At 61.0% G+C, this 13,033-nt stretch carries 13 protein-coding genes; 5 read left to right on the plus strand and 8 right to left on the minus strand.

Annotation, left to right across the window (positions count from 1 at the left end; all coding sequences use genetic code 11):
* The first annotated feature begins 62 nt into the window (after window positions 1-62).
* The 3 genes from PQR53_RS04610 to PQR53_RS04620 all read left to right on the plus strand — a co-directional run bounded on the left by PQR53_RS04610 (window position 63) and on the right by PQR53_RS04620 (window position 3,347).
* Window positions 63-1,316, plus strand: coding sequence for an ABC transporter substrate-binding protein (locus PQR53_RS04610; protein ID WP_408451397.1), 1,254 nt, complete (start codon window positions 63-65; stop codon window positions 1,314-1,316).
* A gap of 170 nt (window positions 1,317-1,486) precedes the next feature.
* Complete coding sequence (locus PQR53_RS04615) at window positions 1,487-2,485, plus strand: carbohydrate ABC transporter permease (RefSeq protein ID WP_408451398.1); 999 nt, start codon at window positions 1,487-1,489, stop codon at window positions 2,483-2,485.
* 10 nt (window positions 2,486-2,495) lie between these two features.
* A complete protein-coding gene (locus PQR53_RS04620) occupies window positions 2,496-3,347 on the plus strand; it encodes a carbohydrate ABC transporter permease (RefSeq protein ID WP_408451399.1) in 852 nt (283 codons plus the stop codon).
* Window positions 3,348-3,484: 137 nt separating this feature from the next.
* Here PQR53_RS04620 and PQR53_RS04625 read toward each other — a convergent pair whose 3' ends face one another.
* From PQR53_RS04625 to PQR53_RS04660, 8 genes are all read right to left on the minus strand, one after another.
* Complete coding sequence (locus PQR53_RS04625) at window positions 3,485-4,207, minus strand: energy transducer TonB (protein ID WP_408451400.1); 723 nt, start codon at window positions 4,205-4,207, stop codon at window positions 3,485-3,487.
* Window positions 4,208-4,229: 22 nt separating this feature from the next.
* Window positions 4,230-4,628, minus strand: a complete 399-nt coding sequence (locus PQR53_RS04630; protein ID WP_408451401.1) for an ExbD/TolR family protein — start codon at window positions 4,626-4,628, stop codon at window positions 4,230-4,232.
* Complete coding sequence (locus PQR53_RS04635) at window positions 4,625-5,272, minus strand: MotA/TolQ/ExbB proton channel family protein (RefSeq protein WP_408451402.1); 648 nt, start codon at window positions 5,270-5,272, stop codon at window positions 4,625-4,627. The genes PQR53_RS04630 and PQR53_RS04635 overlap by 4 nt, the downstream gene beginning before the upstream one ends.
* A 27-nt stretch (window positions 5,273-5,299) precedes the next feature.
* On the minus strand, window positions 5,300-7,645 hold the full coding sequence (locus PQR53_RS04640) for a TonB-dependent receptor (RefSeq protein ID WP_408451403.1): 2,346 nt from the start codon (window positions 7,643-7,645) through the stop codon (window positions 5,300-5,302).
* Between the two features lie 379 nt (window positions 7,646-8,024).
* The gene (locus PQR53_RS04645) at window positions 8,025-8,819 is read right to left on the minus strand and encodes an alpha/beta hydrolase (RefSeq protein ID WP_408451404.1); all 795 of its coding nucleotides are present in this window, start codon (window positions 8,817-8,819) and stop codon (window positions 8,025-8,027) included.
* A 110-nt stretch (window positions 8,820-8,929) separates the two neighbouring features.
* Window positions 8,930-9,280 (minus strand): DUF4148 domain-containing protein, encoded by a 351-nt coding sequence (locus PQR53_RS04650; RefSeq protein ID WP_408451405.1) that lies wholly within the window; start codon window positions 9,278-9,280, stop codon window positions 8,930-8,932.
* A 63-nt stretch (window positions 9,281-9,343) separates the two neighbouring features.
* Window positions 9,344-9,700, minus strand: a complete 357-nt coding sequence (locus PQR53_RS04655) for a DUF4148 domain-containing protein (RefSeq protein WP_408451406.1) — start codon at window positions 9,698-9,700, stop codon at window positions 9,344-9,346.
* Between the two features lie 223 nt (window positions 9,701-9,923).
* Window positions 9,924-10,229 carry a hypothetical protein gene (locus PQR53_RS04660; protein ID WP_408451407.1) on the minus strand — a complete coding sequence of 102 codons (306 nt, stop codon included), beginning with the start codon at window positions 10,227-10,229 and terminating at the stop codon, window positions 9,924-9,926.
* A gap of 112 nt (window positions 10,230-10,341) precedes the next feature.
* Here PQR53_RS04660 and acs point away from each other — a divergent pair, with 112 nt between their 5' ends.
* Window positions 10,342-12,315: an acetate--CoA ligase gene (gene acs / locus PQR53_RS04665; RefSeq protein WP_408451408.1), complete on the plus strand. Its 1,974-nt coding sequence runs from the start codon at window positions 10,342-10,344 to the stop codon at window positions 12,313-12,315.
* A gap of 102 nt (window positions 12,316-12,417) precedes the next feature.
* Window positions 12,418-13,017, plus strand: a complete 600-nt coding sequence (locus PQR53_RS04670; protein ID WP_408451409.1) for an acetate uptake transporter — start codon at window positions 12,418-12,420, stop codon at window positions 13,015-13,017.
* The last annotated feature ends 16 nt before the right edge of the window (window positions 13,018-13,033 follow it).

Raw genomic sequence — 13,033 nt, forward strand, 5'->3', positions numbered from 1 at the left:
GAATCAGGATTCCATGCAGTAACAACAACGACGCAAAATCAATGCATAAAGGAGACAGCAACATGGCACTGAAACCTCGCAAGATTCTGCTGGCACTTGCGCTCGCCGCGGCGGCTGCGGGAAGCGCCGTCGTCAGCACGGCGCAGGCCGGCACGCTCACCGTCAACATTGCGTTCAAGGGCGCGAGTCAACGCGCCGTCTGGCAGTCGATCCTCGACGACTTCAAGAAAACGCATCCCGGTACCGACGTGAAAGTGTCGTTCGTCGACGAAGAAGCGTACAAGGTCCAGTTGCCCGGCTGGCTCACCACCGTCGCGCCCGATATCGTCAACTGGCATGACGGCGAACGGATGGCGTATTACGCGCAGCGCGGCCTGTTCGAAGATCTGAGCGGCGATTGGGCGAAGAACGGCTGGAACGACATGTATGCGTCGACGAAGGAAGCCTCGTCGTATAAGGGCAAACAGTATGCCGCGCCGACCGTGTACTACTCGTGGGGGATGTTCTATCGCAAGGATCTGTTCCAGAAGGTCGGCATTGCCGGTGAACCGAAAACATGGGACCAGTTTCTCGACGACTGCAAGAAGCTGAAAGCAGCAGGCATTACGCCGATTGCCGTGGCGGGCCGTGATTCGTGGACGCTGGCCGGCTGGTTCGATTATCTCGACCTGCGTCTGAACGGCAACGCGTTCCATCAGAAACTGATGGCGGGCGATATCGCGTACACCGATCCGCGCGTGAAGAAGGTCTACACGACGTGGAAGCAACTGATCGACGCGGGCTATTTCATCGACAACTCGCTCTCCTACGATCTGGATGCGGTGCAGCCGTTCCTGTTCCAGGGCAAGGCCGCGATGATGCTGATGGGCACCTTCATCACCGCCGGCTTCCCGCCGAACGTGAAGCCTGAAATGGGTTACTTCCAGTTCCCGATCATCGACGCGAAGGTGCCTACCGCCGAAGACGGTCCAGTCGAATCGCTGCATATTCCGTCCAAGGCGAAGAACAAGGCCGATGCGCACGCTTTCCTCGCGTTCGTCGAGACGCCGGAGAATGGCGCGAAGCTGGCAGCCGGGCTCGGCTCGCTGTCGGCGAACAGCAAGTCGCCTGAACCGGAAGATCCGATTTCGAAGATCGGCTTCCAGATTCTCGCGAATACGAAGGGCGGTATTGCGCAGTTTTACGATCGCGACATGACGAAGGAAATGGCCGACGAAGGGATGAAGGGGATGCAGCAGTTCATTTCCGATCCTTCAAAGCTTGATGAGGTGCTCGCGCAACTTGAGCAGACGCGTAAGCGGATCTATAAGAAGTGAGCGGTGGCGGCTCGGGCTTTGGGCCGCTACGCGTTGCATCGGATCGGCAATTACGTTGCATGGGAGCTTTGCATGGGACGGGAGTAAGTGCTAAAGCACTGACTCCCGTCGACAGCTTTGCATGGGACCAGAGTAAGCGCTAAAGCGCTAACTCTGGTCGACACCGGAGAATGAACGTGTCGCACTCTGTCACCCGTCACACCGTCGGCGGTCCTGCAGAACCTGGCGGTCCCGGCTTGCCCGCATCCGGCGGACCGGCATCGGGTGGTGCATTCCGTAACGGTTCGCCTGGCGCTGCGCGCCGTCGTCGTCCGTCGCCGACCGCGCGCCGGCAGCGGCGAGCCGCGTTCCTGTTTCTCGCGCCGGCCTGCGTGATGGTGGCAATCTATGTGGTATGGCCGATCATCTCGACCATCCGCCTGAGCTTCTTCAACTGGGACGGCATGACCGATCCCTCCTTCGCCGGCCTCGCAAACTATATCGAGTTGTTCCACGCGCCGACCTTCTATACGGCACTGAAGAACAACCTCATCTGGCTGCTGCTGTTCCTGCTCGCGCCGCCGATGGGCCTCGCCGTCGCGCTCTATCTGAACCAGGCAGTGGCCGGCATCCGTATCGTCAAATCGCTGTTCTTCGCGCCGTTCGTGTTATCGGGCGTGGTGGTCGGCCTGATCTTCTCGTGGTTCTACGACCCCACCTTCGGCTTGCTCGCGGTGATTCTCGGGCATGGCGTGCCGGTACTCGGCGACCCGCGTTACGCAACCCTCGGGATCGTATTCGCGGCACTGTGGCCGCAAACCGCGTATTGCATGATTCTCTATCTGACCGGACTGACCTCGCTGAACGCCGAGCAGATCGAGGCGGCGCGTATGGAAGGCGCACGTGGCTGGTCGATGCTGTGGCATGTGATCCTGCCGCAATTGCGGCCCACCACGTTCATGGCGATCGTCGTCACAGTGATCGGCGCATTGCGCAGCTTCGATCTGATTTCGGTGATGACCGGCGGCGGACCGTTCGAGAGTTCGACCGTACTCGCGTACTACATGTACGACCAGGCGATCAAGTATTACCGCATCGGCTACTCCGCGGCGGTGGCGGTCGTGCTGTTCGGGATCATGCTCGTGTACATCGTCTATCACTTGCGCCGCATGCTGCGCACCGAGCAATAAGGAGCCGACCATGTTTCCGATCCCGATCGACAAATGGAAGCCGGCGACGCGGCGCATGTACAAGTTGACGTTGCCGCTCGCGCTGCTGATCTGGCTCTTGCCGATGATCGCGGTTCTGGTGACTTCCGTGCGTTCGACGGAAGAACTGAGCGAGGGCAACTACTGGGGCTGGCCGAAGCATTTCGCGATGCTCGACAACTATCGTGAGGCATTGACGACGTCGCCGATGCTGCATTACTTCTGGAACAGCGTGCTGATTACGGTGCCCGCCGTAGTCGGCTCGATTGCGCTGGCGGCTATGGCGGGATTCGCCTTGGCGATCTATCGGTTTCGCGGCAATTCGACATTGTTTGCCACGTTCGTGGCGGGGAATTTCGTACCAGTCCAGGTGTTGATGATTCCGGTGCGGGACCTGTCGTTGCAGCTCGGTTTGTTCAATACGGTAAGCGCGCTGATTCTATTCCACGTGTCATTTCAGACGGGGTTCTGTGCGCTGTTTCTGCGCAATTTCATCAAGCAGTTGCCGTTTGAACTGATCGAAGCCGCCCGGATCGAAGGCGCCAATGAGTGGACCGTGTTCTTCCGGATCGTGTTGCCGCTGATCCGTCCCGCGCTGGCGGCGCTGGCTATCCTCGTGTTCACGTTCGTGTGGAACGACTACTTCTGGGCGCTATGTCTCACGCAAGGCGACGACGCCGCGCCGATCACCGTCGGCGTCGCGGCGTTGAAAGGGCAGTGGACCACCGCATGGAATCTCGTGTCCGCCGGGTCGATTCTGGCCGCGCTGCCTTCCGTCGCGATGTTCTTTGCGATGCAGAAGCATTTCGTGGCGGGGCTGACGTTTGGCGCGACGAAGGGGTGAAGGGGCGCGCTATGGAAACGCGTCGGCGGAGAAAGAAGCACTTGCGTTGTCTACACCTTGACCTTGCTCGCATGAGCCTCGAGAGGCCGCGCCGGTGAGGCAGTCGTTGCGGGCCCAGTCGCACAACGCTCAGCGCGCTAGTTCACATTGAAATGCACACGGATGTCCTGGCGGCTTTCCACTGGATGCCCGGCCTGCATTGCCGGAAAGAAGCGCCATTTATGAAGCGCTTCTAGCAGGATCTGATTGAGCCTCGGGTTCGGTGTCGGTTTGATGAGTTCGACGTCAACTGAGCCGTCGGCGTGAATCATGAAGCGCGCCGTTGCGACCGTTTGATAGGCCTGGTCGCGTAAATCGTCAGGGAGTTCGGGCAACGGTTGAGCCATGGCGTGCGCGCTTGTATCGCCGGACGTATCGCCGGACGAAGTGGCCGATGACGGGGTGCCCGCGCTTTGTTCGGACGAGGGCTTAGCAACGCGCGCCGGTGGGTCGGCCGCCAATATCGGTTTGCTTGCAGCAGGATCTGGCTGAACGGGTGCAACGCTTTGCGCCGAACGCGCATCCGGCTGCGATGGTTTAACTGGCGTCGTACGTAGTGGTGTTGAAACGTGAGTATGCGTTTCGGCAGGTTGTCGCGACCTGGCCGGTGTGATCGATGTAGGCGTGATGGGCGAAACCGGGACCTCTTCCTGGGGTTTCGGCGGATCGAGTTCTACCACCCGCATCTCAATTGGCCTTGCAGATGCGTGTTCGGACGTCGTTGTGCTCAACCAGCGCCCGAACTGAAACAGGAACACGATCCATACGATCAGCGCGACTAATAACGCCAGCGCGATTCGTATTGGCGGGGAATCGGCCATCACTGCCGCGACGCGCATCCGGCTACTCACGGCGTATAGCGATCAGGAACCGCTCCGCCCCAGCGCGGCGTGCCGCCAGCATGGCCTGAACGACCACGCCATGGCCTGCTGCGTCGTCGGCGGCGATCACCACGTTGCCGTCGGGCAGCAGCAGTCGTTTCACCGTCGACTCGACCTGATCGGGACGAACGGCCTGATGGTTCACAAATACATCATTCCTGCCGTCCACCGAAATGGTCAGTGGTTCGTGCGCAGCCATCTTTTGCGCGCTGCCGGCGGGCAGGTTGACTTTGACCGCGTCGAGTCGCTGCATCGCGAGCGAGGCGAGCATGAAGGTTGCCAGTAGAAAGAACATCACATCGATCATCGGAATGATTTCGATGCGGCCGCGTTTGACCGCGCGCGAGCGCTTGAACTTCACGGCAGCGCTCCCGCGGCCGGGTCGGCGAGACGGGTTTCGCTAAGCCGTGCATTGGCGAACGACTCGAGTTCATCCATGAGCCGTTCGAGCCGGCGAGAGAAATAGTTGAACGCAAACAGCGCGAACAACGCGACCACGAGGCCGATCGCGGTTGCCACCAGCGACTGTGCCACGCCGCCCGTCACGCCACCCGGATCGACGAGACCGTCGCCGCCGAACAACTGGAACGAATGCATCATGCCGACGATGGTGCCCAGCAGACCCAGCAGAGGCGCCGCGGTCACGATGGTCTCCAGCACCCAGAAGCCTTTGCTCATGTCGCGTTCAATCTGCGAGGCGACCGCTTGCGCCTTTGCCTCGCGTAGCCACAGCGGTACGGAAGGATCGGGTGCCCATGGCGCGCTCATCCGCGTGAAGGCGTTTTGACTGGCAACATCTTTTAACCTGCCGGCCCAGTCAAGGGACGACTCCGGTCCACCGATTTCGTGCGTCCCACGCATGGCCCCCGGTAAGCGGCCAAAGCGCAGGAATACGTATGATCGATCGAGGGCGATTGCGACCGCCAGAATGGCGAGTAGCGTCAGAGGATAGATGACCCATCCGCCTACGCGCACCGCCGCCAGAACACTTGCCCAATCTTGCATGACCTACCTCTTCGTAGCCTGACGGAATCAGAAATTCTTGGTGATACCCGCGTAGACGGCGAAATGTGGGCCGTATTGCGGTGCGCCGACGCCGATACCCGATCCGTCACGCAACTCATAGACGCGATTGAACGCATTGACCAGCAGCAGGCGTGCATCGAATTTTCCGATGAGCGGCTGGTTGAAATGCTGTATCACACCGAGATTGACTTGCGCATAGAGCGGCAGCCGATCCGTGTTCGCAAAGCCGCTACGCAAACCGCTGCCCACCATGCCATCGAAAGTGAAGGTCGTTCTGCCGAGCGCGTAGGCGCCCCCGAATGACGCGGTAATGCGCTGATCGTGATCCAGGTAGACCCAGTGACTGTTGATATAGGCGAGTTCCGCCGGGTCGAAATTGAACTGCGCCGAATCGATCTGGGTTCCCTGCGCGCGGCTCCACGCGAGATTCAGGTACGCGGACACGTTGTCCTGCTTGTAGTTGGCCGTGAACTCGACCCCATACACGCGCCCCTCCTGGTAGTTGAACGGCGTGTAGATGAGCGCGGAGCCGAACTGGCCTTCATCGAGCAGATTCGTGGACTTCTTGTAGTAAGCGTCGAGTCCGACCGTCACGTTCGATCCGAGCCGCTGGGTCACACCGAGATCGAAATAGTGGCTGCGTTCCGGCTGCACCGGGTCGTTCTGGTTCGACGGACTTTGGTTGGTCGTGCCATTGAAGCGGCTGATGGTCGAACCGGACACCAACTCGAACGCGGGTGGCGTGAAATAGCGCGAGTAGCCCGCATGGAGCGTTGTGGCGGGCGTCAGCGCATAGACGAGGCCGATGCGAGGGCTGAGTTGGCTCGCACTGACGTATTCGTCCATCTTGTCGTAGCGCAGGCCGTAGTTCAGCGTGAGCTTGTCCGTGATCTTCCACTCGTCCTGCACATAGGCGCTGTACAGATAACCGGTCTTGCTGCTGGAGTCCTGAATATTGAAGGGCTGGTCGGACAACTGGTTGCCATCGGCGTCCGCCGCGAATACGCTGACGTTGTCGTTGAACACCGCGTGTTCCTGCTGGAAAAAGAGGCCGGCTCGAATCGTATGCTTGTCGTTCAGCCGCCAGGTCGTATCCGCTTGTGCGCCATTGGCCGAGTTGCTGTGAAAGTCCTGCGACGCCACACCGTTAAAGAGCAGATCGCCAACCGGGTCCGGATTGAATTGCGTACGCGTGTAGCGGGTAAACAGCGCCACCTGATAGTCCAGCGCGCCGCCGTTGGTGCCCTGGAGCGCGACCACGGCGAAGTTGTTCAACTCCGATTGCGTTTCGTTCAACTGGCTCGAGTCAAATGTGCTGCTGCCGTTAAGCGTGAAGTTGGTCGGCAAGCCCGGCGTGTTGGGAAGCTCGAACTGGTTGCTGGTCGTGCCGAACATCACGCTCACGCGCGTGAGCGGGTTGATGATGTAAGACATGTAGCCGAACGCGTCGCCCTGGCGCGTGTGGTCATGAATCGCGTTGGCACTCGCGGTGGGATTCTCGATCCCGAGGTTGTTCATGCCGAGCGAGCCGCTGAAGTAGTAACTGAACGGCCCCTGATTGCCGAATACATCCGCGCTGGTCTTGATGGTCTGATGGCTGCCGCCGAACACGTCGATGGAGCCACCGTTGCCCGCATCGCCCGTTTTCGTGCGGATGTCCACCACGCCCGCTGTGCGGTAGCCGTACTGCGCCGGCAACGCGCCGGTCAGCAGGTTCACCTGGTCGATGATGCGAGTGTCGAGTGCCTGGCCGAAACCGCTGATCGGCTCCGGAATGATGATGCCGTTGATGCGGTACTGCAGATTCGCGTGATCTCCGCGCACGTGCAACTGGCCGTATGAGTCGCTTGCCACGCCGGGCGCCTGGAGCAGCACCTGGTTTAGCGGCGTGTCTTGCCCCGCGGGCAGCGTATCGATGTCGGCCTGGCTGAAGCGGTACACGCTGCTGCCGGTCTCCGGCAACAGTCCGTTGCGGGCTCGGTCGAGCCGTTTGGCATTCACCTGAACGTCGAGTGTGTCGCTTTGAGCGAGTTTGACGCTTACCGCGCTTTCTGCGCCCGCCGTCGTGGTCGTCATGCTGTTGCCGCTCGCGAAGCCGGGTGCGGTAACGACGATCGCATAGGTGCCCGGTGTCACGTGAGCGATCGCGAAGTGGCCATCTGCGTCCGTCCTGGCCTCATTGACCGCGGCGCCGCTTGCGTTCTGAACGCTCACGGTGGCGTTTCGGACGGGTTTGCCCGCTGTGTCGGTGACGGCGCCCGTCACCGAGCTTTCGTTGGGAGTGGCATGGGCGTGGGCGGAGATAGCGAACAGGAGCAGGGCTGCATGGGAGACGCGCGTGCGGTTTTTCATCGTTATTTATTCAGGGTTGACCACGGGGTGAATGCGTTTCCGTCTTGTTGACGTTTTTTTCGCGCGACTCGGATGACGGGCGTGCGCTTACCGGCTCCCGATCTGGCGGGATCCTCGTCATCGTTTGTCGCGAAGAATGTTATATCATTACATCGCAAAACGAAAATGACAACTGGATAGATGGCACTGCGGGTGATTTGGGGGGGGCGGGGCGTTTGACGTGTAAGTGGAAGCCCGGATTTGGGCCACCGGAATCGGTTGGCAAGGGGGGCGTGCCGTGATCGAGTCTAGATTCCGATGATTCCGATGACGGCGCGAGGCGGACCGTCATCGAATTCACAACTGAGTTGCTCCGCGAGCGTACTGCTCATCGGCCCGCTCACAATTGAGCGTGCCTGGCCGCGTCTTCAATCACCGCGGCGACTTCTTTCGGACGCGATTCATAGACCGAGTGACTCGCGCCGGCGAGTACCGTCGTGTGACTATGCGCGCGCGCGTAATACCAGCGTTCGAGGTCGGGGTTGATGATTTTGTCGTCGGCAGCGACGATGCCCCAGCTCGGCTTAGTGGTCCATGCGGCCTCCGTCAGCGGCGTCGAGAAGACTTTTGCCGCGGTCAGGATTTGCGCATGCGATTCGAACTGGGCCTGTTTGAGCGGCAGATCAGCGGCGAAATCCGTCGGGAAATCCGCGGGGTTCAGGTACGTGTAGCCGTCGGCGGTCTTCATGATTGCGCCCGCCTGTTTCGAGGTGTAACTCGGCATGCCTTTGCCAAGCGTACTTTCATCTTCGCCGACGGCCGGCGCGTGCGCAGCCACGTACACGAGGCCGACCACGTTCGGATGCACGCCGGCTTCCGTGATGACGGAGCCGCCATAACTATGGGCCACGAGGATCGTCGGGCCATTCTGCTGGTCGAGGACGCGCCTGGTTGCGGCGACGTCGTCTTCAAGCGAGGTCAGCGGTTCCTGCACGATGGTGACGTGGTAGCCATCTTTCGTCAGCCTGTTGTAGACCGGCTGCCAGCCCGATCCGTCCACCCATGCGCCGTGCACGAGAACGATGTTGTGGACCGGGACAGTGTGCGGCTGGGCATCTTGGGCCATTGCTCCGGTGGACGCGAAAAGACAAGCCGATAATGACAAAGCCGCGGCGACGAGAGGCAAGACTTTCATGACACACTCCGTTTGTAGTTAAGAACGTTGCAATATTTCTGTTGGGTTAGATAAAAATAGCAGGACTACTGTGCATATTGAAGACGGCAGGGAACTGCATTACGCACCGGTCAGCTGCCGAAGAAGATATTGCAGAAGCTGACTGGACCCACACAGGAAGAGGGCGTCGACATGTGCGTGGACGTGCCTGACGAAGCGCTGCCAGTCTGTGCAACGCCACCATAGGATTGCTGCGCCATCTGCTGATCGCTGTGCGCGACGATCTTCGCTTCAGCGGTTTGAATGTCGGCCGGATAGTTGGCGTCGTCGCCGCTCGACGGGCTATAACCCGCCTGTTCGACGCGCACCAGATCGGCGTGGACTTCTGCGCGTGTCACCGGCGCATTCGATTGCGCGAAGCTCAGGGCGGGAGCGGCCAACGTGCCGACAGCGAGAGCGAAACAAACAAGAGCGTTTTTCATGATTGATACTCCTTCTGCGAATGGACGAATTGGGGGAAAGCGATTGTCGAAAAAAGTGCTTCTTTAGCTGCCGAAGTACGGTGTGCAGAATCCTGCCGGGCCGACACATGCTGTCATCGCCGCGGTGGATGCTTCGACGGGTGTGTTAGAGGAGGAAGCGCGGTGGCCCGCCCCCGTCGAACCGGACATTGCCGGACCCTCGCCACTTGTGTTCATCTTCAGACGCGCAACCTGTTGCGAGAAGATCGGGTTGATCTCGGGGTACGACGTATCAGTCACGAAGCGTGAACCGTTAGCTTCAGCCTGAACCAGTTCCTGGCGCACTTCCGCGCGGGTTTTTTCCTGTGCCGAGGCCTGGGTGACTGCGCCAGCCGATGCAAGAAGAATCATCGAGAGAGTCATTGCAAGTTTGAGTTTCATTTTGGACGCCTAATTGAGGGTGATTGAATCTAGCTAACTATGTGATTGGGAAACTACGTCGTTACTTATACATCCATGTGGTCCGCGTGCTGCTGGCATTGCTCGGAGGCGCTGCTGCTTTCGCTCGTGGAGCCTCTTTTTTGTTGTCGTCTATGCAGGGGCAAACACATCGAGGTGCCGCTTATTCCCATTTTTTTTACAGCGCTGGGGAAGGGCGACAACCTCACATTTCCCTGAGCACATTGGCATACAAACGGCTGACAACCGGCGGGACCGGATTGCCGCGCAATCGCAGGGTGAGTTTTCCCGCTTCGCCGCAGGACGCTTTCTCTCGGCCCCGTTTGCGCCGGCCAGCCCTGTACGCCACCGTACCGACTTCCTCCCCCCACGCGAGCACCGTCATTACAAGCCTTTCGTTTTTCCCCGTCGCCGCGATCGAAGCAGCTCGCGTGACAAGGCTTCCCTGACCGATTTGTGCGCCAGCCCCATTCCGTCCGAAGCGGCCAAACCCGGGAATCGCCCCGATCATGCGGGTCGCCTTGCTGCGCCCGCTCGACATTCGACACCCGGCGCGGCAAGGGCCTCGTGACTCGCCGCACCGCACTCATCGAGCACGCGCGAAAGCGTGCAAGGGACACACCATGTCAACCAGTGATTCGATTCTGGAGGAGCCGCAGGCCTTCCCTCCCCATCCCAGTGTGGCGGCTTACGCCGCGATCTCCGGCATGGACGCCTATCGCGCGCTGGTCGCCGAGGCCGAAGACGATTACGCGGGATTCTGGGCACGGCGCGCCCGCGAGATGCTCGACTGGAAGACGCCGTTCTCCAAGGTGCTCGACGAATCGCGCGCGCCGTTCTATGAATGGTTCAACGACGGCACCCTCAACGCGTCGTACAACTGCCTCGACCGCCATGTCGAAGCCGGCAACGGCGAGCACGTGGCCGTGATTTTCGAAGCCGATGACGGCACCGTCACGCACGTCACCTTCCGGCAGTTGCTCGAACGGGTGAGCCGCTTTGCGAATGCGTTGCGCACTCGCGGCGTGAAGAAAGGCGACCGCGTAGTGATCTATATGCCGATGTCGATTGAGGGCATCGTGGCCATGCAGGCGTGCGCGCGCATCGGCGCGACGCATTCGGTCGTATTCGGCGGCTTTTCATCGAAGTCGCTCAACGAGCGGATCGTCAACGTGGGTGCGATCGCGTTGGTCACCTGCGACGAACAGATGCGCGGCGGTAAAGCGCTGCCGCTGAAGAACATCGCGGACGAAGCCCTCGCGATGGGCGGCTGCGAAGCAGTGAAGAGCGTCATCGTCTATCAGCGCACGGGCGGCAAGATTGCGTGGCACGAAGGCCGCGACCTGTGGATGCACGAGTTGACGCAAGCCGAAGCAAACACCTGCGAACCCGAATGGGTGAGTGCGGAACATCCGCTCTTCATTCTCTATACATCCGGCTCGACGGGCGTGCCGAAAGGCGTGCAGCACAGCACGGGCGGTTTCCTGATGTGGGCCGCGCAGACCATGAAGTGGACCTTCGACGCGAAGCGCAGCGACGTCTTCTGGTGTACCGCCGACATCGGCTGGATTACTGGTCACAGCTATATTGCGTATGGACCGACCGCGATCGGCGCGACCCAGGTCGTGTTCGAGGGCGTGCCGACCTATCCGAACGCCGGCCGCTTCTGGGAAATGATCGCGAGACATCGGGTGACGGTGTTCTACACCGCGCCGACCGCGATCCGTTCGCTGATCAAGCTGGCCGAGTCCGATCCCGCGGTTCATCCGGACCGTTACGACCTGTCGACCTTGCGTCTGCTCGGAACGGTCGGCGAACCGATCAATCCGGCCGCGTGGACGTGGTTCTACGAACACGTCGGCCGCAGCCACTGTCCTGTCATCGACACCTGGTGGCAAACCGAAACGGGCGGTCACATGATCGCGCCGATGCCGGGTGCGACGCCGCTGGTGCCGGGTTCGTGCACGCTGCCGCTGCCGGGCATCATGGCCGCGGTGGTCGACGAAACCGGACAGGACGTGCCGAACGGGCAGGGCGGCATTCTCGTCGTCAAACGGCCGTGGCCGTCGATGCTGCGCGGCGTCTGGGGCGATCCGCAGCGCTATGCGAAGAGCTATTTCCCGGAGGAACTCGGCGGCAAGCTGTACCTCGCCGGCGACGGCGCAGTGCGTGACGCGGACACCGGCTACTTCACGATCACCGGGCGTATCGACGACGTGCTCAACGTATCGGGCCATCGGCTCGGGACGATGGAGATCGAGTCGGCGCTCGTGGCCAACCCGCTGGTGGCGGAAGCCGCGGTGGTCGGCCGCGCCGACGAGACGACCGGCGAAGTCGTCGTCGCGTTCGTCGTGTTGAAAGGCGAGCGGCCAACCGGCGACCAGGCGATCAGAATCGCGACGGAATTGCGCAACTGGGTCGGCAAGGAGATCGGGCCGATCGCGAAGCCCAAGGAAATCCGCTTCGGCGAGAACCTGCCGAAAACCCGCTCAGGCAAGATCATGCGCCGCTTGTTGCGCTCGCTGGCCGCCGGCGAAGAGATCACGCAAGACATCTCCACGCTGGAAAACCCGGCGATTCTCGATCAGCTCGGGTGATGACTCGCGAAGGCCGCGAGCTCGCCGGAGCGACGGAGCGCCGGAACGTCGGAACGCCGGAACGCCGGAACGCCGGAACATTTCAACCTTCAGGAGCAGGCCATGGCCACCGCACCGATCCGAACCACATTTGCGAACCCCGCGCCACTGGGTCTCGCCGGTTTTGCATTGACGACGTGGCTGCTGAGCATGATCAACGCCGGCTGGTTCCCGGGCGAATCGATGGGCCTGGTGCTGGCCTGCGCGCTCGCTTACGGCGGCACCGCGCAGGCCATTGCCGGCATGATGGAGTTGCCGCGCGGTAATACCTTCGGCGCGACGGCCTTTCTGAGCTATGGCGCATTCTGGTGGTCGTTCGCGCTCTTCGTGCTCTTTCTGCATGACAAGGTGCCGCCCGCGTTCGTCGGCTGGTATCTGTTTCTCTGGGGCGTTTTCACGTTCTATATGTGGCTGGCCACGTTTCGCTCGCCGCGCGCGCTGCAGTTCATCTTTCTCGCGCTGTGGATCACCTTCGGCCTGCTGGCAGGAGGAGAGTGGACGGGCTCGGCGCTCGTGCGAATGGCGGGCGGTTACATGGGACTCGTCACGGCGGCGCTCGCGTTCTACCTCTCCGCAGCCGACGTGATCAACGAGGTGCACGGCCGCGTGGTTCTGCCGGTCGGCGATCCACGCATACTGAGCCGGCACGCCGTGGCGCTCTGAAGATGATCAGCGCGGC

The sequence above is a fragment of the Paraburkholderia fungorum genome, assembly GCF_046027605.1.
GTDB lineage: Bacteria > Pseudomonadota > Gammaproteobacteria > Burkholderiales > Burkholderiaceae > Paraburkholderia > Paraburkholderia fungorum_F.

Excerpts from the sequence above, each read along its gene's own strand:
- PQR53_RS04650 (WP_408451405.1), bottom strand. The coding sequence starts at position 9,280 with ATGAAAAACGCTCTTGTTTGTTTCGCTCTCGCTGTCGGCACGTTGGCC.
- PQR53_RS04645 (WP_408451404.1), bottom strand. The coding sequence starts at position 8,819 with ATGAAAGTCTTGCCTCTCGTCGCCGCGGCTTTGTCATTATCGGCTTGT.
- PQR53_RS04640 (WP_408451403.1), bottom strand. The coding sequence starts at position 7,645 with ATGAAAAACCGCACGCGCGTCTCCCATGCAGCCCTGCTCCTGTTCGCT.
- PQR53_RS04655 (WP_408451406.1), bottom strand. The coding sequence starts at position 9,700 with ATGAAACTCAAACTTGCAATGACTCTCTCGATGATTCTTCTTGCATCG.
- PQR53_RS04660 (WP_408451407.1), bottom strand. The coding sequence starts at position 10,229 with ATGATCGGGGCGATTCCCGGGTTTGGCCGCTTCGGACGGAATGGGGCT.
- PQR53_RS04635 (WP_408451402.1), bottom strand. The coding sequence starts at position 5,272 with ATGCAAGATTGGGCAAGTGTTCTGGCGGCGGTGCGCGTAGGCGGATGG.
- acs (WP_408451408.1), top strand. The coding sequence starts at position 10,342 with ATGTCAACCAGTGATTCGATTCTGGAGGAGCCGCAGGCCTTCCCTCCC.
- PQR53_RS04620 (WP_408451399.1), top strand. The coding sequence starts at position 2,496 with ATGTTTCCGATCCCGATCGACAAATGGAAGCCGGCGACGCGGCGCATG.
- PQR53_RS04670 (WP_408451409.1), top strand. The coding sequence starts at position 12,418 with ATGGCCACCGCACCGATCCGAACCACATTTGCGAACCCCGCGCCACTG.
- PQR53_RS04615 (WP_408451398.1), top strand. The coding sequence starts at position 1,487 with ATGAACGTGTCGCACTCTGTCACCCGTCACACCGTCGGCGGTCCTGCA.
- PQR53_RS04625 (WP_408451400.1), bottom strand. The coding sequence starts at position 4,207 with ATGGCCGATTCCCCGCCAATACGAATCGCGCTGGCGTTATTAGTCGCG.
- PQR53_RS04610 (WP_408451397.1), top strand. The coding sequence starts at position 63 with ATGGCACTGAAACCTCGCAAGATTCTGCTGGCACTTGCGCTCGCCGCG.